The 21,711-nt window shown below is 33.7% G+C and carries 25 protein-coding genes and 1 riboswitch; of the genes, 11 read left to right on the top strand and 14 right to left on the bottom strand.

Features of this window, described 5'->3' with window-relative positions:
• Nucleotides 1–16: 16 nt before the first annotated feature.
• From ED556_RS01010 to leuS, 4 genes are all read right to left on the bottom strand, one after another.
• Nucleotides 17–583 (bottom strand): hypothetical protein, encoded by a 567-nt coding sequence (locus ED556_RS01010; RefSeq protein ID WP_296318673.1) that lies wholly within the window; start codon nucleotides 581–583, stop codon nucleotides 17–19.
• A gap of 38 nt (nucleotides 584–621) precedes the next feature.
• A complete protein-coding gene (gene ald, locus ED556_RS01015) occupies nucleotides 622–1,725 on the bottom strand; it encodes an alanine dehydrogenase (RefSeq protein ID WP_296318674.1) in 1,104 nt (367 codons plus the stop codon).
• A 147-nt stretch (nucleotides 1,726–1,872) separates the two neighbouring features.
• Nucleotides 1,873–2,232 (bottom strand): hypothetical protein, encoded by a 360-nt coding sequence (locus ED556_RS01020; RefSeq protein WP_296318675.1) that lies wholly within the window; start codon nucleotides 2,230–2,232, stop codon nucleotides 1,873–1,875.
• 63 nt (nucleotides 2,233–2,295) lie between these two features.
• The gene (leuS, locus tag ED556_RS01025) at nucleotides 2,296–5,166 is read right to left on the bottom strand and encodes a leucine--tRNA ligase (protein WP_296318676.1); all 2,871 of its coding nucleotides are present in this window, start codon (nucleotides 5,164–5,166) and stop codon (nucleotides 2,296–2,298) included.
• Between the two features lie 121 nt (nucleotides 5,167–5,287).
• On the opposite strand from leuS, the gene ED556_RS01030 reads away from it, so the two are divergent.
• The 6 genes from ED556_RS01030 (at nucleotide 5,288) to ED556_RS01055 (ending at nucleotide 9,285) form a co-directional block, all read left to right on the top strand.
• Nucleotides 5,288–6,166 carry a permease-like cell division protein FtsX gene (locus ED556_RS01030; protein ID WP_296318677.1) on the top strand — a complete coding sequence of 293 codons (879 nt, stop codon included), beginning with the start codon at nucleotides 5,288–5,290 and terminating at the stop codon, nucleotides 6,164–6,166.
• A 149-nt stretch (nucleotides 6,167–6,315) separates the two neighbouring features.
• A complete protein-coding gene (locus tag ED556_RS01035; protein WP_296318678.1) occupies nucleotides 6,316–6,450 on the top strand; it encodes a hypothetical protein in 135 nt (44 codons plus the stop codon).
• A gap of 136 nt (nucleotides 6,451–6,586) precedes the next feature.
• The gene (locus tag ED556_RS01040) at nucleotides 6,587–6,847 is read left to right on the top strand and encodes a DUF3098 domain-containing protein (protein WP_296318679.1); all 261 of its coding nucleotides are present in this window, start codon (nucleotides 6,587–6,589) and stop codon (nucleotides 6,845–6,847) included.
• Between the two features lie 40 nt (nucleotides 6,848–6,887).
• Nucleotides 6,888–7,685, top strand: a complete 798-nt coding sequence (locus ED556_RS01045; protein WP_296318680.1) for an undecaprenyl-diphosphate phosphatase — start codon at nucleotides 6,888–6,890, stop codon at nucleotides 7,683–7,685.
• A gap of 98 nt (nucleotides 7,686–7,783) precedes the next feature.
• Nucleotides 7,784–8,479 carry a tRNA pseudouridine(55) synthase TruB gene (gene truB, locus ED556_RS01050; RefSeq protein ID WP_296318681.1) on the top strand — a complete coding sequence of 232 codons (696 nt, stop codon included), beginning with the start codon at nucleotides 7,784–7,786 and terminating at the stop codon, nucleotides 8,477–8,479.
• A gap of 83 nt (nucleotides 8,480–8,562) precedes the next feature.
• Nucleotides 8,563–9,285, top strand: coding sequence for a hypothetical protein (locus ED556_RS01055; protein ID WP_296318682.1), 723 nt, complete (start codon nucleotides 8,563–8,565; stop codon nucleotides 9,283–9,285).
• Here the strand turns inward: ED556_RS01055 and ED556_RS01060 are convergent.
• Nucleotides 9,282–9,899, bottom strand: a complete 618-nt coding sequence (locus tag ED556_RS01060; RefSeq protein ID WP_296318683.1) for a thioredoxin family protein — start codon at nucleotides 9,897–9,899, stop codon at nucleotides 9,282–9,284. The two genes, ED556_RS01055 and ED556_RS01060, sit on opposite strands and share 4 nt — an antisense overlap.
• Before the next feature lie 78 nt (nucleotides 9,900–9,977).
• On the opposite strand from ED556_RS01060, the gene ED556_RS01065 reads away from it, so the two are divergent.
• From ED556_RS01065 to ED556_RS01075, 3 genes are read left to right on the top strand one after another with little or no spacing between them, the layout of a single operon-like run.
• On the top strand, nucleotides 9,978–10,541 hold the full coding sequence (locus tag ED556_RS01065) for a DNA-3-methyladenine glycosylase I (RefSeq protein WP_296318684.1): 564 nt from the start codon (nucleotides 9,978–9,980) through the stop codon (nucleotides 10,539–10,541).
• On the top strand, nucleotides 10,507–11,109 hold the full coding sequence (locus ED556_RS01070) for a hypothetical protein (RefSeq protein WP_296318685.1): 603 nt from the start codon (nucleotides 10,507–10,509) through the stop codon (nucleotides 11,107–11,109). The genes ED556_RS01065 and ED556_RS01070 overlap by 35 nt, the downstream gene beginning before the upstream one ends.
• Nucleotides 11,110–11,122: 13 nt before the next feature.
• Nucleotides 11,123–11,773, top strand: coding sequence for a DUF2490 domain-containing protein (locus ED556_RS01075; protein ID WP_296318686.1), 651 nt, complete (start codon nucleotides 11,123–11,125; stop codon nucleotides 11,771–11,773).
• Here the strand turns inward: ED556_RS01075 and aat are convergent.
• The 3 genes from aat to ED556_RS01090 all read right to left on the bottom strand — a co-directional run bounded on the left by aat (nucleotide 11,768) and on the right by ED556_RS01090 (nucleotide 13,940).
• A complete protein-coding gene (gene aat / locus ED556_RS01080) occupies nucleotides 11,768–12,391 on the bottom strand; it encodes a leucyl/phenylalanyl-tRNA--protein transferase (protein ID WP_296318687.1) in 624 nt (207 codons plus the stop codon). The genes ED556_RS01075 and aat overlap by 6 nt on opposite strands.
• Before the next feature lie 263 nt (nucleotides 12,392–12,654).
• Nucleotides 12,655–13,032, bottom strand: a complete 378-nt coding sequence (locus tag ED556_RS01085) for a DUF3127 domain-containing protein (RefSeq protein WP_296318688.1) — start codon at nucleotides 13,030–13,032, stop codon at nucleotides 12,655–12,657.
• 38 nt (nucleotides 13,033–13,070) lie between these two features.
• The gene (locus tag ED556_RS01090; protein ID WP_296318689.1) at nucleotides 13,071–13,940 is read right to left on the bottom strand and encodes a flavin reductase family protein; all 870 of its coding nucleotides are present in this window, start codon (nucleotides 13,938–13,940) and stop codon (nucleotides 13,071–13,073) included.
• Between the two features lie 97 nt (nucleotides 13,941–14,037).
• On the opposite strand from ED556_RS01090, the gene ED556_RS01095 reads away from it, so the two are divergent.
• Nucleotides 14,038–15,261: a HAMP domain-containing sensor histidine kinase gene (locus ED556_RS01095; RefSeq protein WP_296318690.1), complete on the top strand. Its 1,224-nt coding sequence runs from the start codon at nucleotides 14,038–14,040 to the stop codon at nucleotides 15,259–15,261.
• Here the strand turns inward: ED556_RS01095 and ED556_RS01100 are convergent.
• The 3 genes from ED556_RS01100 to greA all read right to left on the bottom strand — a co-directional run bounded on the left by ED556_RS01100 (nucleotide 15,254) and on the right by greA (nucleotide 16,589).
• Complete coding sequence (locus ED556_RS01100; RefSeq protein ID WP_296318691.1) at nucleotides 15,254–15,646, bottom strand: HIT family protein; 393 nt, start codon at nucleotides 15,644–15,646, stop codon at nucleotides 15,254–15,256. The genes ED556_RS01095 and ED556_RS01100 overlap by 8 nt on opposite strands.
• Nucleotides 15,647–15,733: 87 nt before the next feature.
• On the bottom strand, nucleotides 15,734–16,081 hold the full coding sequence (locus tag ED556_RS01105; protein ID WP_296318692.1) for a hypothetical protein: 348 nt from the start codon (nucleotides 16,079–16,081) through the stop codon (nucleotides 15,734–15,736).
• A gap of 34 nt (nucleotides 16,082–16,115) precedes the next feature.
• Complete coding sequence (gene greA, locus ED556_RS01110; protein ID WP_296318693.1) at nucleotides 16,116–16,589, bottom strand: transcription elongation factor GreA; 474 nt, start codon at nucleotides 16,587–16,589, stop codon at nucleotides 16,116–16,118.
• 167 nt (nucleotides 16,590–16,756) lie between these two features.
• Here greA and ED556_RS01115 point away from each other — a divergent pair, with 167 nt between their 5' ends.
• On the top strand, nucleotides 16,757–17,188 hold the full coding sequence (locus tag ED556_RS01115; RefSeq protein WP_296318694.1) for a hypothetical protein: 432 nt from the start codon (nucleotides 16,757–16,759) through the stop codon (nucleotides 17,186–17,188).
• Here ED556_RS01115 and ED556_RS01120 read toward each other — a convergent pair.
• The 3 genes from ED556_RS01120 to ED556_RS01130 all read right to left on the bottom strand — a co-directional run bounded on the left by ED556_RS01120 (nucleotide 17,185) and on the right by ED556_RS01130 (nucleotide 21,711).
• Nucleotides 17,185–19,404, bottom strand: coding sequence for a TonB-dependent receptor (locus tag ED556_RS01120; protein ID WP_296318695.1), 2,220 nt, complete (start codon nucleotides 19,402–19,404; stop codon nucleotides 17,185–17,187). The two genes, ED556_RS01115 and ED556_RS01120, sit on opposite strands and share 4 nt — an antisense overlap.
• Nucleotides 19,405–19,605: 201 nt before the next feature.
• A riboswitch (TPP riboswitch) is annotated at nucleotides 19,606–19,697 on the bottom strand.
• Nucleotides 19,698–19,751: 54 nt separating this feature from the next.
• A complete protein-coding gene (gene arfB / locus ED556_RS01125) occupies nucleotides 19,752–20,156 on the bottom strand; it encodes an alternative ribosome rescue aminoacyl-tRNA hydrolase ArfB (RefSeq protein ID WP_296318696.1) in 405 nt (134 codons plus the stop codon).
• Nucleotide 20,157: 1 nt separating this feature from the next.
• Nucleotides 20,158–21,711 (bottom strand): DUF4301 family protein, encoded by a 1,554-nt coding sequence (locus tag ED556_RS01130; protein ID WP_296318697.1) that lies wholly within the window; start codon nucleotides 21,709–21,711, stop codon nucleotides 20,158–20,160.

A 21,711-nucleotide genomic window follows, 5' to 3' on the forward strand; every position in this document is an offset into this window, starting at 1 on the left:
AAGAAATTTTGTCAGTTTATTGCTTTATAAGCTTGGCACGTTGACTAACACTTATTGGATATGAAAATACGCTAGGTACATTATTTTGCTCACCACCAGACTCAGTTTTCTCATTAGCTTTAGAAAAAATAATCTGAAATATCATGTGGTCATCGTAGAATTCTTCTATTGTAAATAACAGATTTCCTTGAACTTCAAAAACACTATATAATCTATTATCATAAACTTTGGCAGATAATAAAATACCATTGTTTTCGTCAACAACAAATTCACCTTTACTTGCATCCATAGTTATTAAACTATAATTACGTTCTTGCCGATTACCATCCATAATATATACAATTTGGTAATCGTATTTGCCAACTGAATCTGTTGCTTTAATATGAAACTCCATACCAATTATCTGCTCACCTTTGGCATTTTTAATGATTAAATCACCTTTATAACTTCCAAGAATATTATCAGGAAAACGCTGGTCATTTATTGGCTCTACTGTTTCTTGTTTAGAAGATGTATCTCGCTGTTTTTGAGCACTACAATTAGTAATGACAATTGCTAATAGAAAATACTTTATAAATTTCATGCTTTAGTATTTTCAATAAAGATAGAGAAATGTATGCGCTATGCCATTGCCTCAACAGACCAATTAAAGGCTTCTGCTATTTCTTCGTATACTATTTTACCATCAACAATATTAAGCCCTTTTGCTAGTGATTTATCCTTAGCACAAGCATTTCGCCAACCTAATTCTGCCAGTTTTAAAACATAAGGTAAGGTAACATTAGTTAAAGCCAATGTCGAGGTATAAGGCACAGCACCAGGCATATTTGCCACACAGTAGTGTACAACATCATCAATAATATATGTAGGATCTTCGTGAGTCGTTGCTTTCGTAGTTTCTATACAACCGCCTTGATCCACTGCAACATCAACAATTACAGTACCTGGCCGCATGTCTTTAAGCATATCTTTTGTGATTAGCTTCGGTGCTTTTGCACCTTTTATAAGTACGCCACCAACTATTAAGTCATGGTTTTTAATACGCTTTCTTATATTGAATTCACTCGAAAATTCAGTTACAACATGGTTAGGCATAACATCATTAACATAACGCAATTGTTTCATGTTTATATCCATGATTGTCACATGCGCACCTAAACCTGCTGCCATTTTAGCGGCTTGTATACCAACAGTACCTGCACCTAATACCAATACTTTCCCTGGTGGAACTCCTGGTACGCCACCTAGTAATACACCACGTCCTTTAATCGGCTTTTCTAAGTATTTAGCACCTTGTTGAATAGCCATTCGTCCTGCAACTTCTGACATTGGTGTTAGTAATGGTAATGAACCATCTTCATCTTCGACCGTCTCATAGGCTATGCAAACTGCTTTGCTATTTATCATAGCCCTAGTTAAAGGTTCACTCGATGCAAAATGAAAATAAGTAAACACCACATGATGTGGTTTAATTAAATCGTATTCCTGAGCAATTGGTTCCTTTACTTTTACAATCATTTCACTTGATGCATAAACCTCTTCGATGGTGTCTAATAGTTTAGCACCAACCTCTTGGTAATCTTTATCAAAAAAGCCACTTCCTAAACCAGCGTCTTTTTGTACAAATACAGTGTGATTTTTTCTAGTAAGTTCAAAAACTCCGGCAGGTGTCATGCCTACTCGGTTTTCGTTGTTTTTAATTTCTTTGGGAATTCCAATTTTCATCTACGGCAGATATTGTGATTAATAATTGGACTCGAATTTAGCTCTAATTCATGAAATTAAATAGTTAAAAATGAGATATTTATTATTATTACGAATATTTCAATTTTTGACGAAAAAACTGAAAATTCTATAATAGGTAATCTAAAATCAATCTATCGCTTTGCTCAATTTTACTACCGTGTCATTTTCAAAGGTGATTAATAAATATTGAGGATCAGAATCGAAAAAACTTGGTGGGTCACCTAACTCATATACAAAATAATCACCTTCAGAAATTAGAGTTTTATCTGGTTCGCCTAAAATTGAAATGACGTCTTGCTTAGTCTTACCAATTAGAAATTTATTCTCAAGAATATCATCAAGCATTTTGTAGCGTTCCTCTGGAGCAGTATGCCAGATCTCTTGATTAAAACGCTCTTCGAAAAATTGCATCAATAATATGCTAACAACTACAGCTAAGAAGAAAAATAATACTAACCTACCTTTTCTTTTTAGCTTAAACTTCATTTTTTTATTCTGAATCGTGAGATTTCTCGACTACGCTCGAAATGACATTTTTTTATTAAGGGATTAACCTACAATGTTTACAATTTTACCTGGCACAACAATTACCTTTTTAGGTGTACGACCTTGTAATTGTTCTTGTGTTTTTTCGTAAGCCAAAACTGTTTTTTCAATATCATCTTTGCTCATATCTAATGGTAGCTCAAGTGTAAAACGCATTTTACCATTAAACGAGATTGGATAGTTTTTAGAGCTTTCTACCAAATGACTCGCTTCAAATTTTGGAAAAGGAGCAGATGAAATAGATTCTGTATGACCTAATTGCTCCCATAATTCTTCTGAAATATGTGGCGCATACGGTGAAATCAAAATCAATAATGGTTCGAGAATGGCTCTACTCGTGCACTTTTGAGCTGTTAATTCATTTACAGCAATCATAAATGTTGATACCGAGGTATTGAAAGAGAAGTTCTCTATATCTTCTTCAACCTTTTTTATGGTTTTATGAAGTGTTTTTAAGTTGTCTTTTGTTGGCTCCACTTCGGCTCCGCTCAGTGACCCATCTATAAAAGGAAGATAGAGCTTCCAAAGCTTTTTAAGGAAGCTATGCACACCTGTAATCCCAGCAGTATTCCATGGTTTGTATTGCTCTAATGGTCCAAGAAACATTTCGTAAAGACGTAAACTGTCTGCTCCGTATTGCTCGCAAATATTATCTGGATTTACAACATTGTATTTGGACTTAGACATTTTTTCGACATCGCGTTGTACCTTAAAAGTCCCATCTTCTTCAGTAATGAAAACAGCATCTTTAAATTCTGGTCTCCAGTTTTTAAAAGCTTTAACATCTAATTCGTCTGATGAATTAACAAAAGACACATCAGCATGAATTTCTTGCACCTTGATATTTCCGACCGAACCTTTAGAATAAAAATTACTAGTACCTTCTTCTCTATAAACGAAAGCACTAGTCCCCAAAATCATCCCTTGGTTAATCAGCTTTTTAAAAGGTTCATCGACACCTACAAAACCTCTATCGTATAAAAACTTTACCCAAAAACGCGAGTATAACAAGTGTCCTGTAGCATGCTCACTACCACCAATATATAAGTCTACATTTTCCCAATATTTTAACGCGTCTTCAGTAGCAAAAGCACCATCTCTATTCGCTACTTCTTCCATATATCTAAAGAAATACCACGAGCTTCCTGCCCAACCTGGCATAGTGTTTAGTTCAAGTGGGAAAATAGTCTTGTTCTCGACTGCGCTCGAACTGACAACTTTATTGTTTTTTGTATCCCAAGCCCAAACATCAGCACGACCTAAAGGTGGTTCGCCTTCTTCTGTAGGTAAATATTTTTCAACTTCTGGTAACGTTAGTGGTAAATGCTCTGTAGCTATCATCTGCGGCATACCATCAACATAATATACTGGGAAAGGTTCACCCCAATAACGTTGACGAGAAAATACAGCATCGCGTAAACGGTAATTAGTTTTGCCTTGTCCATGCTTAATTTGCTCCAATTCGTAAATGGCACGTTTTGAGGCTTTTTTATAATTTAAACCATCTAAGAAATCGCTATTCGCAATTTTTACATTGTCTTTTGATGCAAAAGCTTCTTCAGAAATATCAATGCCATCAAAAATATTAGGTATCGGAATATCAAAGTGTTTTGCAAAATCGTAATCGCGCTGGTCACCACAAGGTACAGCCATAACTGCACCTGTACCATAACTTGCTAAAACGTAATCACCAATCCAAATAGGAATTGGTTCTTTAGTGAATGGATGCTCAGCATAGGCACCTGTAAACACACCAGAAATGGTTTTTACATCTGCCATTCTATCACGTTCAGAACGTTTTGAAGTAGCTTCTACATAAGCTTCAACCTCAGCTTTTTGAGCTTCAGTTGTAATTTGTGATACCAATTCGTGCTCTGGTGCAAGCGTCATAAAACTTACGCCGAAAATAGTATCTGGTCGTGTTGTAAATACTTCGATTTGGTGATTGAGCGTAGTCGAAATCACATCTTGGTTGCTTCGACTCCGCACGGCGTCCATTACATTAAATGTAACCGAAGCACCAACCGACTTGCCAATCCAATTACGTTGGCTTTCTTTAAGTGAATCTGTCCAATCAATCGTATCTAACCCTTGAAGCAATCGTTCGGCATATGCAGAAATACGCATGCTCCATTGGGTCATTTTTTTACGAACTACAGGATGACCACCACGTTCTGAAACGCCGTTTATAATTTCGTCATTAGCCAAAACAGTTCCTAAAGCAGGACACCAATTTACTTCGGTCTCTGCTAAATAAGTTAATCTATATTTTAGCAGAACTTCTTGTTTTTCAACTTCCGAAAATGCATTCCATTGGTCAGCAGTAAAGCTCGGTATATCTTCATCACAAATAGCATCTACATTTTGATTTCCATCTGTTTCAAACACATTAATCAAACTGCTTATCTGCTCTGCTTTATCAGAAACATTGTTATACCAAGAATCAAATAGTTGAATAAAAATCCACTGTGTCCATTTGTAATACTCTGGATTACTGGTTCTTACTTCTCTACTCCAATCGAAAGAAAATCCTATTTGGTCTAGCTGACGTCGATACGTTTTAATATTTGCCTCAGTAGTCACTGCTGGATGCTGACCAGTTTGAATTGCGTATTGCTCAGCTGGCAAACCAAAACTATCATAACCTTGAGGATGTAATACGTTAAATCCTTTATGACGTTTGTAACGCGCATAGATATCACTGGCAATATAACCTAATGGATGACCAACATGTAAACCTGCACCACTTGGATAAGGAAACATATCCAAAACATAATATTTAGGTTTGTCCGAATTATTTTCGGCCTTAAAGGTTTGGTTTTTGGCCCAATAGTCTTGCCACTTCTTTTCTATTGCGTTGAAATTGTATTTCATCCTAGTATTTCCTTCAAATAAGCTGCAAATTTAGTGGTATTACAACACATTTAAAAACTAAACGTTGTAATACTCTAGATAACTAAATTCTTTTTTATTTTTACAGCATTAATCCTATTCAATGGCCTCATCTTTTGACAAATACCAAAAGCGAAAATTAATTTCCTCTTACATTTCTGTAGTAATAAGTATAGCATTGGTATTGTTTTTATTAGGATGCCTTGGACTATTGGTCCTAAATTCTAAAAAAGTAGCTGACCATTTTAAAGAACAAGTGGTGATGACCATCTACCTCAATGATACTGCAAAAGAGGTTGAAGTCAAACAACTTGAAAAGAGTTTGATAATGGCAGATTACTCCAAAGAAGCCGTTTATGTTTCTAAAGAAGAAGCTGCAGAATTTATGAAAGCAGATACAGGCGAAGACTTTATGGATTTTGTGGGGTACAATCCTTTAAAAAATTCCATAGATGTCTATTTAAAAGCAGATTACGTTACTACTGAAAAACTCACTGAAATAAGTGAAGGTTTGTCTGAAAAATCATTTATCGAAGAAATTCGCTATGATAATGATCTTGTTGAATTGATGAATGACAACGTTAAAAAGATATCGCTTTGGGTATTAATTATCAGTGGTCTTTTTACATTAATTGCTGTTTTATTGATTAACAGTTCTATCCGCTTGGCAGTATACTCCAAACGCTTTATTATTAAAACTATGCAAATGGTTGGTGCTACCAAAACCTTTATTAGAAGACCATTTGTTTGGCAAAGTGTAAAGCTTGGGATTATTGGCGCTGTCATTGCTTTGATAGGCATGGGCGTTGTTTTATACTATTTAGACATTAGTTTCCCTGAGTTGCGTCTTCTTGAAAATATGATTCTTGTTATTGCTCTATTCGCAGGTGTTTTCTTATTAGGTATTGTCATTACTTGGATAAGCACTTTTATTGCTACGCAACGCTTCCTAAACTTAAAGACAGACCAGCTTTATTATTAAGACTATTTTATTCAAACTTTAACAGCTTTTAACTCAAACCATTACAATAATGGAATAAAAGTTGAGTTATCTATTACCTAATCTTAAACTAAAATTAATGACTTAATTATACGCCAACCTAAGAGAAGTTTAACTTAAAATCTTGGATTATGAATCGTATATTGTTTGTGGGCTTATGCCTCGTCGGAATTATGGTTTTTGCATTCAGTGAATCCAATGCAAAACAGAAAGAAGCACAAAAAACAAAAGTTGTTACAAAACATACTAAAGCAGGGTATTATTAAAAAATAGAACAAGGCCCACACTAATAGATGCTCAACGCTGAATGTAAATTTTCGGTGCTGAGCATTTATTTTTTTGATAGCCTTAACTTATCTATCCTAAAAATATGCTTACTTTGCAGCACCTATAACTATTAGCATGGGCGAACAAAAACGAAAACAAGCAACCAAGGGCGAATTTATCTTCGGGAAAAGGAATTACAAATGGCTTTTTATTGGTCTTGCTTTTATTGCCATTGGCTTTATAATGATGGCCGGCGGTGGCAGTGATGATCCAAATGTTTTTGATGAGTCTATCTTTAATTGGAGACGTATCCGTTTAGCACCAACACTTGTATTAATTGGCTTTGGCATTCAGGTATATGCTATATTACTGAATCCAGATAAGAAAAAAGACTAGCTAATTATTTCCAATTATTCTATTTTAATACTTTTGCCTCATGGATACAATTGATGCAATTTTACTTGGTATTATTCAAGGTTTAACTGAGTTTTTACCTGTGTCTTCTAGTGGGCATTTGGAGTTAGGTAAGGCAATTTTAGGAGATAATTCAATCCCAAAAGAAAGCTTATTATTTACTGTTGTACTACATTTTGCTACAGCATTAAGTACCATTGTTGTCTTTAGAAAAGATATTATTGAAATCGTTAAAGGTATTTTTAAATTTCAATGGAATGATGACCTCAAGTTTATATCAAAAATTGCAATATCAATGCTACCTGCTGTAATTGTTGGGTTATTTTTTGAAGAACAATTAGAAGCACTTTTTGGAGGGAATATTTTATTAGTGGGTTGCATGCTTATAGTTACTGCTATCTTACTTTTTCTAGCTGATAAAGCTAAAGACACTCGCAAAAATGTAAGTTTTAGTAATGCCTTTATAATAGGTATTTCACAAGCCGTGGCGATGTTACCAGGCATTTCGAGGTCAGGTGCAACTATTTCTACATCTGTTTTACTTGGAAATGACAAAACTAAAGCTGCTCGTTTTTCATTTTTAATGGTTGTACCATTGATTTTTGGAAAGATTGCTAAAGATATACTTGGAGGTGAGTTAACTTACGACTCAGCAAATTTTACAGTATTAGGAGTTGGCTTTTTAGCTGCATTTATTACTGGTATTGTTGCTTGTACATGGATGATTTCACTAGTAAAGAAAAGTAAGCTCTCGTACTTTGCAATCTACTGTATAGTTGTTGGACTTATTGCTATTGGATTCTCGTTATTTTTTAGCTAATATGAAAGCCCATAATGGGCATTTGGCAAAAAAAATCGTTTGTGTTCATCGAAATGATTAAGCATCTAAACCATAGCTCGTAACAAAAATTTAAATAGATGAATAACGAAGAAGACTATAAAAACGGTCAAATTTTATTGATAGATAAGCCACTAAAGTGGACATCTTTTCAAGCGGTAAATAAATTACGTTGGGCAATTCGTAAAGCCTTTGGGATTAAAAAAATTAAAGTTGGCCATGCTGGCACATTAGATCCATTAGCAACAGGTCTACTAGTGATATGTACTGGTAAAATGACTAAACAGATTAACACCTATCAAGGCCAAGAAAAAGAATACACCGGCACTTTTGTGTTAGGCAGTACAACACCATCATACGACCTAGAAACCGAAATCAATGAAAGGTTTCCTACTGAGCATATTACTGAAGAATTAATTCATAAAGCTACATCTCAATTTATCGGTGAGATTGAACAGTTTCCACCTGTATTCTCTGCGATAAAAAAAGATGGTAAACGCTTATATGAGTTTGCTCGTGCAGGCGAAGATGTAGAAATTAAATCTCGAAAAATCACCATTTCAGAATTCGAAATTACGGGGATTTCATTACCAGAAGTAAACTTTAAAGTTACTTGCAGTAAAGGTACTTATATTAGGTCTTTGGCTCACGATTTTGGTAAGGCTTTAAACTCAGGAGCGTATTTATCTGTTTTGCGACGCACGCGTATTGGTGATTTTAGAGTTGAAGATGGAATGACTCCAGAAGAATTTATAAAGACATTGCCAAAAAAATAAAGCATGCTTATTCCTGGTTTTTAATCTAATTTGTCAGTAATAACGTATATGCTTTAGGTACAATTTTTGAAGACTATTAAAAAATGAGCTTTATTGAACAATACAAAGCAGCTTTAATTACAACTCTTATTACCGGAGTTGTCACGTTCGGTATGTTTAGTTTTCAATTAAAACAATCTTCAAGTGAAATGGCTGAAACGTTCTACGATATAGAACCTGAGATTGAAGAAGAAATCATTAAAGAGATTGAAGAATCTCAAAAAGCTACAACCAACAAAGCATTTAATGAAGATGAGGAGTTTAAAAATATGATGAAAAACTTTAAATCTGTAAGTGCAAATGATTTTGAAAAAACCACAAAGCAATTAGAGCAAAATAAAGCGGAAAAGGAGACTGAAATTGAAGAATCTGCAGTTTCAAACTACGATGCAGGGAAAGCCTATGCTTTAAAACAAAATGAAACAGAATCTTACGAAAAGCTCAAAGATGTTCTTAACAAAAAACAACATACAATAGCTGAGCATGCATCTGGTAATAGTACATTGACGTATTCTCTTAAAGGTCGACGCCTTTTAAGTTATGATACGCCTAGATACCTATGCGAACGTTCAGGTAAAATTGTAGTTTCAATAACTGTTGATGCCAGTGGTAACGTTATTGAAGCTGCTATCAATGGTTCATCTAATAGCAATAACGAGTGTTTAATTGAACATGCTATTGAGTATGCTCAGTCAGTGCAGTTTAATTCATCTAACCGCGCAAATCAAATTGGCTCAATAACATTTTATTTTAAGGGTAAAAATTAGCTTAAAAGCGCTACGAAATCTTCAATAGTAGTTTGGCCTTTATCTTTGTTGTACCAACGTTGTAAATCTTCTTTAAACTCTGGAGTTAATCCTCCATGTTGTGCTTTAAAATCATTTACAAGATTAGTTGCAGTAGAAGGTCGAGGTCCAAATGTGTTTACAACTTCGTTAGTTTCATTATCAATCATAATAAGCTTTGGTATAGCCTTACCACCATTAGTTAAAAACTGATTCATTAAAGCTTCATTCTCGTCTCGTAAAACGACTTTATAATCAATATTGTCATTAAGCTCAGCCACCTTGTTTATTACAGGCATTAAATGTGCTGCATCGCCACACCAGCTTTCTGTGAGTACAACCCATGTCATTTTTCGGTTTGAGTTTTCAAATACTTCTTTTGCTTCATCCGAAACTTTAACAGTTTTGTCCCAACGCTTCATTCGTCTATCGTTTAACATTGTATAATTAATCAACGCATCTGTTTTTTCTGGTCCCGTGGTAGAATTGTTAGCGGTTAATTCAGATACCAAATCTCTATATTCAGAATAAGACATGCTCTTTTCTAGGCTGTCTGATAGTATATTTTTTAAAGTCATATGTTCTAAAACTTCCATAGTACAAATTTAAGTTTCTATTATCAATATTGTGAAACAGTTGTTACATTAGTAGTGGAATTATTTAAACCTTACAAAATGACTAAGCACAGATGCGGTTGGTGTGTTGGCGATCCATTGTATGAAGCCTATCATGATGAAGAATGGGGCGTCCCTGTTTATGATGATGATACTTTATTCGAATTTTTAATTCTGGAAACATTTCAGGCGGGACTAAGTTGGATAACAGTATTGCGTAAGCGTGAAAATTTTAGAAAAGCTTTTGACAATTTTGATTACAAGATAATTGCAACTTATGACGACGATAAATATGAAAAACTCCTTCAGGATTCAGGAATAATTAGAAACAAATTGAAACTAAAAGCTACCATATCTAATGCTCAAGCTTTTATAAAAATACAAGAAGAATTTGGGTCTTTTTCTAAGTATATATGGGGTTTTGTTGATGAAAAACCCATAAAAAATAAATTTAAAAACTACAAAGATGCTCCAGCAAATACACCTCTAAGTGACACCATAAGTAAAGACTTAAAAAAACGAGGCTTTAAGTTTGTTGGTACTACTGTGGTTTATGCCCATATGCAAGCAACAGGAATGGTCAATGACCATGAAACATTATGTTTTAGATACAATGAAGTTTAGATTAGTAATATTAGTTTTTATCGCTTTAGGTATAACTGCTAACGATGCTTTTGGACAACCCAAACAAGAGCGCGAATTTTCAATTCAAAAAAAGGTATTGCCTATAACAGTTATTCAATTTGTCGACAAACTTCCTAAAACTATAAAACGACTTCGATTTTATAAAGAAATTGATGGTAACAAAGAGAGCTATGAAGTGAAGTTCAAATACCAAAAACAACACTTTAGCTGTGAGTTCAGTATAGAAGGTGTTCTAGAAGATATTGAAGTCATTGAGAAACAAAAGTATCTTTCTGAAAGTATAAAAACTTATTTCAAATCTAATTTTAAGAAAGCAAAACTGCTTAAAATTCAGAAACAATATGTAAATGATTCTAAAGTAAACCCTAATTCTTTCTTATCATCTATTATATCCTCATCCAACACATTGACCATCAATTATGAAATTATTGCTGAAGTCACAGAAAATAGCAAGCGATACCTGAGAGAATTTACGTTTAGCAGCAATGGCGAATTTATTGGCTTTCGTAATGTAGCACCTTCATCTTACGGCCATGTACTCTATTAGACTATTGATAATTATGTGTCTTTTGACATGTGGAAAAAGCTATGGCCAAAATGATTTTGAAACATTAGGCGAATCTTCATTTGCAATAAACCACAAGGTCTCAGAAACCTACAGAATTAATTTTTCTGCTAAAGCACGCTATTTTTTATATCGAGATAATGACTTCGAATTTGAAAACCGGCAAGTAGATATTGTTCACTTTTCAACCTACAAATTAGATTACACCAATAGTATCAGTTTTGGCATTCAATATCGCCTAAGAGAAAACTTTGATGGTGGCAGCAATGAATTACGATTAACACAACAATATAATTTTACCAAACAAAATCTTGCAACCCGCTTTGGACACCGGTTTAGGTTTGAACAACGTTTTATAAGAGACATTACCATTTTTAGATACCGCTATCGATTTGCTTTAGATTTTCCTTTAAATGGCGATAAGCTTGATATTGGTGAAAGTTACCTTGTAAGTTCTATGGAAGCACTCTTAAGTCACGGTAAAACTATTAAGCCTGAAACAGACCATAGAACTACTATACAAATCGGTTGGTTAATGAAAGAAAAATTGAAATTACAAGCAGGATTAGAGTATAGATTTGAAGCCTTTAATATGGCTACTGAACAAAAGCTATTCTTATTAACCTCAGCGATTTTAAAGTTATAAGTACTTCAGAAACTCAATACGAGAAATGTGTTTGCCGCCTAAGCTTTCTAAATGGTTGGTATGTAACTGGCAGTCTATTAGATTGTACTTCGATTTACGAACAAATTCTATAAACCCATATTTACTGGCATTACTTGTTTTAGTAAACATGCTTTCGCCACAAAACACTTTATTGCCCATATCTATACCATATAAGCCACCAACTAATTCTTTTTTATCCCATACCTCAACGGATATAGCATAACCTAACTGGTGCAATTTTGTATATGCTTCTATCATATTATCCGTAATCCAAGTTCCTTTTTGATCATGACGCTTTATTGAAGAACAATGTCTAATTACGGCTTCAAAGTCTTTATTTATGGTAACCTTAAACCTTTTTTTAGTAAGCAATTGATTCATGCTTTTTGAAATTTTCAAATCTTCTGGAAAAAGAACAAACCTAGGGTCTGGAGACCACCATAAGATAGGTTCATCATCTTCAAACCAAGGAAATATCCCATGTGCATATGCATGAAGTAAACGTTCGACAGATAGATCGCCTCCGATAGCTAATAATCCGTCTGCCGATGCTTCAGTTACTCTTGGAAATTCAATTTTCTTGTTTAAGAAATGCATTTTTTTGCTCAACTATAACGTTGTAGTAAGTTTTAGATGTGTTAAATCAGCTCAATATCTTGGGTAAATTAGCTTTTTTTCTCATATTTGAAATAACCTTTATGCTACGAATTTTGTTCATCATTGCTTTTTTTTGAGTTTGTTCGTAAGGGTTAAACCTAAAACCACAATATTAAGTCCTGATTTATTCAGGACTTTTTTTATAAAAACAATAAAGCCCATTGAAACAAATGGGCTTTTAATTATCTTACATTTTTGTAGTCTTAAAATGGCAAATCGTCGTGTTCATCGGTATTTAAATCTGTTGCTGGCTCGAATGCAGTTGCTGGAGGCACCGGTGGCATATCTGATGGCGCAGAATCGGCCTGAAGCGCTTCTATACGCCAACCCTGAATAGAATTAAAATACTTTGTCTCGCCTTGTGGATTTACCCATTCACGGCCACGTAGATTAATATTTATTTTCACTTGTTGCCCAACTTGATAATTATTGAGCAAGTCTGTTTTGTCTTGTATAAACTCAATCATTATATGCTGTGGATACTGTTCTTCAGTAGTAACTACAATTTCACGCTTTCTAAAACCATTGCTTCCAAAGGTTTGCGTTTCACCAATTACCTTTATTCTTCCTTGTACTTCCATTGACTTTATTTTTGTGTATTATTGATTTAATTAATGAGCTACGAAAGTAATAACTTCCACGCAGAATCAACGTCTCCGTAGCTTAAATAATTTTGTGCCTTTCTATGTTTTTCGTCTTCGGTCATTGTAATAAGATCAGGATGATTTTTTAAAGCATCATTAATAAAATGCTTTACATCATCTTGAGTAGGTAAAGACTCAACATTGGCTAGCATTCCTAAATCATTACCTGTCAAAATAGTACTCTCTTTAATACTTTCAGGTAAATTATCGACGCCAATGCCAAGAGTTTTTAATGGCTTCGGAATTTCGAAAAACCCATCTTTAGCTCGACTGTAATAACTACCTCCAGCTCTAGCTACTAAATCTAATTTTTCTTGATTTATACTTCCGTTTTCATCTATAATATCTTCAGCCAAATGAAGTTTTAAAACTTCGCATACAATTAAGTTACCTGCACCACCTTCCGTTCCAAGTTTTACAATGTCATTTACCTTACATTCTAACTGAATAGGTGACTCAGCAACTCTAAAGGGTTTAACTCTATCTGATTGTAACATTGTTAATCCAGCTTTTTCAAACTCATTAACACCTTCAGGGTACTCAGTACTGCTTAAAGACATTTGCTGAACGATATCAAAGTTTACCACATTAATAACAACTTCCTTCACAACTTCAACATTTTCTAAAGTATGTTTTGTTGTATTATCTCTAACGCGACGTGCTGGAGAAAATATTAAAATTGGTGGGTTAGCACTAAAAACATTAAAAAAACTAAATGGCGATAGATTAGGGTTACCATTTTCATCTATTGTACTTGCAAAAGCAATTGGTCTAGGTGCTACAGCACTTAATAAATATCCATGTAGTTTGGGTGTAGTTAAGTCTTTTGGCTGGAAAGAAACCATATAAAAATCATTTTCACCAAAGATAACCATATTACCAACGAAACAATATTATTCATAGAATTACATTATATTTAAAACCATTAACTAATCTAATTTAATGCGTCTACAGATTAATAGAAATGTAATCCGATGGATTATAATAATTTCTTCTTTTGTGATTGTTTCATTAATTCTATGGAACACTTATATCTTTTTTCAGCATTTTAAGTCTGAAGAACGCTCCAAAATGAAAAGTTGGACATTTGCATATACGGAATATGCAAAAGATGCTTTAGAGAATTATGATAATATTGAGGATTTTGAAGTTAATGTCGTTGCACAATACATCGTTATAGACTCTACACTCAATACTCCAATGTTGCTTATTGATGAGAAAAAGAATATCATTAGTCATAGAAATATATTTGGCAAACCTCATCTAAAGGAAAAAAACGAATTAGCCAGGGTTTTTAATGATAGTATAGATAATGTTTATGTTGAAGCCAATAAAGATTGGTTGATTTCTAAATTTCAAAAGGAAAACAGGCCGCTTGAAATGAGTGATTTAGGCCAAACTCTTTATTATGGCAATTCATCACTCATTAATAAGTTAAAATATTATCCATTAGCCTTGCTCTTAATTATTTTTCTGTTCGCTGCAGTCGTTTACTTCTTTTATAGAAGTACTAAAAACGCAGAACAAAATAAACTGTGGACAGGAATGGCAAAAGAAACCGCGCATCAAATTGGCACACCATTATCGTCTTTAGTGGGTTGGACAGAATTATTAAAGTCTGAAAACGTAAACCCCGATTATATTTCTGAAATGGAAAAAGACGTCGATCGACTTAATACCATTACTGAACGTTTTAGTAAGATTGGTTCTATACCAGAACTCATTACAACTGATGTCGTCGTTGAAACTAAAAAATCATTCAATTATTTAGAGTCAAGAGCGTCTAAACTTGTAGATTTTAATATCGACATTCCTGAAACTGAAATACCCGTTAAACTTAATAAGCAATTATATAGTTGGACTATAGAGAATTTAGTTAAGAATGCTATTGATGCTATGAAGGGGAAAGGCCAACTGACGCTAAGTATAAAAGAGATCGAAAAACACGTTTTAATCCATGTAAAAGATACAGGAAAAGGCATACCAAAAAATCAATGGTATACAATTTTTAGTCCAGGTTATACTACCAAAAAACGTGGTTGGGGATTAGGGTTATCTTTATCCAAACGAATTATTGAGGATTATCACAACGGAAAAATAAGAGTACTCGAATCCGAAATTGGTAAAGGCACAACATTCCAGGTTACTTTAAAAAAATCTACATAAATTTTTCTGAAATAGCATTAGCAATAGCCTTGAATTCATCATCAACTAATTTCGCCTTTGTTCTAAAACGTGCATCTTCCATAGTATGTAACGGGATAAGGTGCACATGCGCATGTGGCACTTCTAATCCTATTACTGACATACCTATTCGCTCACAGGGTATAACACTTTCCATAGCTTTTGCAACACGACGAGAAAATGCCATTAAACCGATATAAGTAGACTCGTCTAAATCAAATATTTTATCGACTTCTGTCTTTGGTATGCATAGTGTATGACCCTTGCTATTAGGGTTAATATCTAAAAAAGCATAAAAATCTTCCGTCTCGGCAATCTTATACGAAGGTATATCGCCATTAACTATTTTAGTAAATATAGAAGCCATGTTAAGGAGAAATTGATAGTATAAATATAAAAAGATTCCTGTTCAAAGGCTTGAACAGGAATCTTTTTTAAATGGTTTTATGTCTTTTTATTCTAAATAAGCAATTTTATCACCTATCTTATATCTCAAATGATAACTCTTTAATTCAGATGCTCTTTCAATTGTTCCTCCCTTAAATCTTACTTTATATGCTCCTGAAATTATCACTTCATTAGAAACTTTGTTAATTAGAATCTTATCTGCATCTTGAAATTCAAATACGTCAGTCTTTAAATTTGCATTCCCTGTAAGGGTTATTGTCTGCTTTTGAGCATCTAGCTCTACAACCCCTTCACAAGAATATGATAACTCATCTTTACTTTGAGTTTCTTTTTGAGCGTAACAATTTGCTCCAGTTATAAAAGCAAAAGACACGATGTATATAAATTTTTTCATGGTTTCTATTGTTTACATTACAATATAGAGATTTTTATCTTGAAATCTCTAAGATATCAAACTTCATAATTCCATTAGGCACCTGTATCTCGGCTACATCACCAACTGATTTCCCTAATAAACCTTTTCCAATAGGTGAGTTAACTGATATCTTACCTGACGCTAAGTCTGCTTCGCTTTCTGCAACCAATGTATAGGTCATTTCCATACCATTAGCCTGATTTTTGATTTTTACTATTGACAAGGCCAAAACTTTAGACGTATCTAACTGTGACTCATCAATTACTCGAGCATTAGCTAAGGTTTCTTCCATTTTAGAAATTTTCATTTCTAACATACCTTGTGCTTCTTTTGCAGCATCGTATTCTGCATTTTCGCTTAAATCACCCTTGTCTCTTGCTTCTGCAATAGCTTGAGACGCTTTTGGACGCTCAATATCTTTTAAGTGATTTAGTTCATCTCTTAATTTTTTTAATCCCTCTGCTGTGTAATAAGATACTTTACTCATAACTCATGCGTTTTAAAATAAAAAGCTGTTATCTACCTGCGTAGGAACAGCATAAAAAAATCTCGCTTTCACGAGATAACAATACAAAGATATAAAATATTTATTGATGTATTAATTGTTTGTAAATTGCGAAAAAGAAAAAATTAAAAACTATTCCGAATAATGCTATGAAAAAAATCTTGATTTTAGTCCTGAGTATTTTCATTTTTAGTTGCAGCAGTGATAATACTATTAATAACTGTAATTTCTTGTTAAATGTTAGTGTTAATGCAACTATCAACCTAAACTTACCTCAATTTAGTCAACTTATTAATATTGGAAATCCTGTGCGTTTAGAAGGCCAAGGTAATGGAGGTATCATCATTATACGTACTGGCAGTCAAACTTTAAGAGCATGGGATGGTGCTGATCCTAGTCGCCAATTTAGCAGTTGTTCTATATTAAGCATAGTGGGAGTTAATGCCGTAAGCGGTTGCGGAGAAGATATAGAGTACAACCTTATAACGGGGCAATCTATTGGCGAAAACCAACAACCCTGTACGCTATTACCATACAGGGTTGAGTCTATTGGAAATAACCAATTTTTGATTACAAACTAAAAATTGAGTGTTGCTCCTAGCAAAAAGTTTGTTGTGGCTTGCGGATAAAATCCTGCGCCTTCAATAGTTGTAATTGTACCTGGATTAGAAAAATCATCATCAAACGTGAAGAAGTATCCATTTGAGATATATCTTTCGTTAAAAATGTTATTTACTAACAACGAAATGTCGACACTGTCGATAAATGAGTTTACTTTCCAGTTATAAGTAGCATTAAAATCATTAACAAAGAAAGCTTCTAGTAATGATGTTTCACTTTCTATATTGCTCATAAATTGGTCTCCAACATATTTAGATAACAGTGCTATGTATAAATTCTCAGTAGGTCTATACGCTATGGTATTACCTATTATAACATTTGGAGAAAACGAAATATCTGTATTTCCTAAGTTGGTTAGCACACCATCACGCTGAAAGAAAAAATCTCGATTCTTATTAGCACTTAGGGCTACATTAGGTTGTATGTTAAGTTTCGAACTAAGTGCAACATTTGCATCAATCTCAATTCCTAATCGATAACTGCTACCACTATTGGCACGTATTGGCGCTCCTGAACCATCTAAAGCGCCAGTGAGAACTAATTGGTCTACATAATCCATATAGTAACCGTTGACATTTAATTTAAGTTTTTCAGAATTGTATCTCCATCCAAACTCAATATCATCTAATCGTTCAGGTCTTGGAGTGATATCATTGTTTTCAAATTCATTTCTACTAGGTTCTCTATTAGCTCTAGCAAATGATGCATAAAATTGATTTTTACTATCTAATTTAAAACTCGCTCCAAATTTTGGGTTAAAGAAATTATACTGTTCATCTACTATAAAATCTACAACGTCAGAACTCTGACCACTAGTTGAATAATCGACAAACCTACCTTGAAGGTCTAAATAAAATTGCCATTTATCATTTAGTCTATAATCGGCTTTTGCAAAGGCTGAAAACTCATTCTTTTGACCAACACCAAAATAATAACGGTCTCCTAGTTCTGAATCACTTGCAAAACGTGACCAGATTACCTCTCCAAAATGATCACCTTCGTAGGTGCTAAAAAATAAGCCCGAGTTAACATCAAATTGGTTGTCTTTGTAGTTAACATTTCCGGATAATACATAGAAATCATTGTCAAGCCAACGTCTTCTAACAATGTCAGAAGTTGTAATAGTTTCGCCTCCAATCTGCACTGGTAATAATCCATAAAAAGCTAAATCATCATCATTTTCATATTCTTCAAAAAAGCCTCGCCCATAGGTGTAATTGAAGCTTACATTAGAGCTCCAATTGTTATTGTAGCGTTGCGCCCAATGTAACTGATAGTGATCTTGTTTGTAATCATCAACTTGATTATCATGAAATCCAACGATATTTCCTTGATCATCTAAAATAGCACCAGCAGGATTAAAGGTAGGATTGTTAATTGCAGTATCTCTATCGACACCAAACCATGATTGGTATGTTACTTCGCTTCCCGCAAAATGAATAGCTTTAACTAATGTATTATCATCCTTATATGAGCCTTGAAGGTAATACGATTTTAAATCTGAAGACGCTCTATCTATGTAACCATCTGAAGTAATTTGTGACAAACGCCCTGAAAAAATAAAATGGTCATTTAACAATCCTGTACTAAACTTAACATTATGGCGTCTTGTATTAAATGAACCTATTGAATGTGATGTGCTCGCACTTGCCTCATCAGTATCAACATTAGTCAAAATATTTAAACTGGCACCAAAAGCTGCTTGTCCATTTGTAGACGTCCCAACACCTCGTTGCAACTGAAGGTTTTCAACAGAAGATGTAAAATCTTGAAGATTCACAAAAAATGTAGTGGCACTTTCAGCATCGTTATATGGAATACCATTAATTGTTACATTAATCCCTTGATTTGCCGTACCACGAACTCTAAAGCCAGTATAACCAATTCCTGCACCAGCATCAGAAGTTGTAACAACCGACGGTAAAAACTTAAGTTGTGTTGCTATATCTTGACCTAAGTTACGCTTGGCCAATTCTTTTTTGCTTAGGTTGCTATGCGTTATTGGCGATATGGCATTAACACGTACAGCCTTTACCAAGACCTCATCGAGTTGTTCCGTCTTCGTTGAATCTTTTTCCTTTTCTTGTCCATATACTGAACACAAGCTGACTAAAAAAATAAAAATTGTTAATCTCTGTCGATCTAATTTTGAGAGATTTCTGAATAAGTTTTTCATTACGATTAAAAATATAATCGAATAAAAAGAGGTAATTATTCTTGGTTAATAATTAATATTTCGAACGCATTACTAATACAATTAAGTTCATATTGATTTCATTGAGAATCCTATAAAAGTAAATTTGTATCCACTAGTAAGATTCAGAATTTAAACCTACATTGATAACCTAATCGCACTCGCTAAAAACATCTACTAGATGTTTTGTTTACGCTCGCTTCCCTAAACAGCATTACCTGTTCTAGGTTCAATGGGTATGATCTCAGCCAAAATTGGCACCCCTTTTTGAGAACGCCACAAAGATAAATCACAAAAAAATAATCACAGCTATTTATTGAGAAATTCTTTTAGTCAATATTCGGTTTTTTGCGATTGGCTTTCTTTTCAGAATTTCTACGCTTATTGTTTAGGCGTTTTTGCTTTACAGCACGAGGAATTTTAGTAGGAACGCGTTCTTTTTCTTCTTTTAAACCTTCAGTTACTAATTGAATAAAACGTCTGGTAACTATGGTTTTATTTTTAAGTTGGCTTCTGGTTTCTGAACAACTTAAAATTAAGACACCGTTTCTGTTAAGTCTACTACTTAAAGCAACTTTCAGCCTTTCTTTCTCTTCATAACTAAAGAAACTTGAAGTTTGAATATTAAAATACAACTCCATCTTGGTGGCCACTTTATTAACATGTTGCCCGCCGCTACCAGAGCTCCTTACTGCTCGGTATTTAACCTCATGTAATAATCTTGAAAAATCCACTTTAATTTAGTTGGTGCGTAGGCTTAAGCAAGTCGTTAACCGTTTTCACTGGATTAAACGTATTAATTGGCACTTCTACAAAAATAGTGTTCCAATACGCCATACTACCATTCCATAAACCTGGTAATTCTAGTGCTTTTATATCTTTTCCAACCTTAGTTTTCATAGTTATAAACGCCGCTTTATGATCTACATATTCTTGCAAATCAAAAGTATCGCCTTTATAATCTTTAATAGAGCATACAATATCTACAGGATTAAAATGTGTAGCAGTTTCTAATATGCGTTTCTGCTCTTTATCTTTTTTATTGACTTGAGCTGACTCTACAATTTGAAGCGATAATCTTCCCGATTCATCTTTTACCCAAAATGGGCCGCCTCCTGGTTCGCCTTCATTTTTTACCATACCACAAACACGAATTGGACGATTAAGAGCTTCGAATAAATATTCAATTTTATATTTATGCGAATACTTTTCAAACTCTTCTGAAATTGAAAAATTAAGTTTTTTTGATAAAAAATCACCAATTTCGTTTAAAGCATCTTCATGTAATTCTTTTTCCTTAAGTTGATTTATATAGTAGAACACTTTATCTCTAGTCTTTACTAATAATGCAGCCAAAACCTTTTTATACTTAGCAACTTCAGCCTTATAATGCTTGACTACGACATTATCTATATTACTTATAAAGATCAAATCTGCATCAATTGCATTAAGATTTTTTAATAATGCACCGTGACCTGCTGGTCTAAAATGCAGGCGACCATCTTCATCTCTAAATGGCTCATTCTTTGTTGTTAATGCAATTGTATCAGTAGATTGATGCTGGTAAGAAAACGATATATCGTAGGCAAAACCTGTGATATCCTCAACCCGTTCTTCAATACGCTTAAACTCTTTTGTAAACTTATCCCTATGAACCTCAGATATTGTAAAATGTAATTTTAATGGTCCTTTTTTAGACCCATAAAATGCCATCTCGAACAAGTGTTCTTCAAAAGCTGTAGAAATATCATTGTTGTATTTATGAAATGGAAATAATCCTTTTGGAAAACTTCCAAAATTAAGCTGAGTTTCTTCTAGCATTGCATTAACAAATACCTGTGCCTTTTGGTTAGGGTTTAAACTACTGTATTCTATTCCGTTAGATTTAATTTGCTCTAAAACGGTATTATAAAATGGAAATTTTTCTAATGCTATTAAAAATAAGGGTAAATCCTTTAAGCTATTTCTATTGATATACGCATTCAATGACTGTATTACCGGATTGTATTCTTTTAAAAACTGAAACAGAAACTTAAACATGCGTGTCGCTGCTCCAGATGCTGGTACAAATTTTACTATAGATAAACTGTCTTTTTCTTGATCAAAGAATTTTACATATTCATCTACTTCGAGATATGTAGGTACAATAATGCCATCATCTATAGTCGCTACAGAAGAAATGTTGGAGTAATTAACGCCTTGTTTAAACTGTTCAATCTGTTGTTTAATAGCACTAACTGTTAAACCGTGAGCTTCAATTTGTTTTATATCTTTTTCTGTAAAATCCAA

This window comes from Winogradskyella sp., from assembly GCF_003712105.1.
GTDB lineage: Bacteria > Bacteroidota > Bacteroidia > Flavobacteriales > Flavobacteriaceae > Winogradskyella.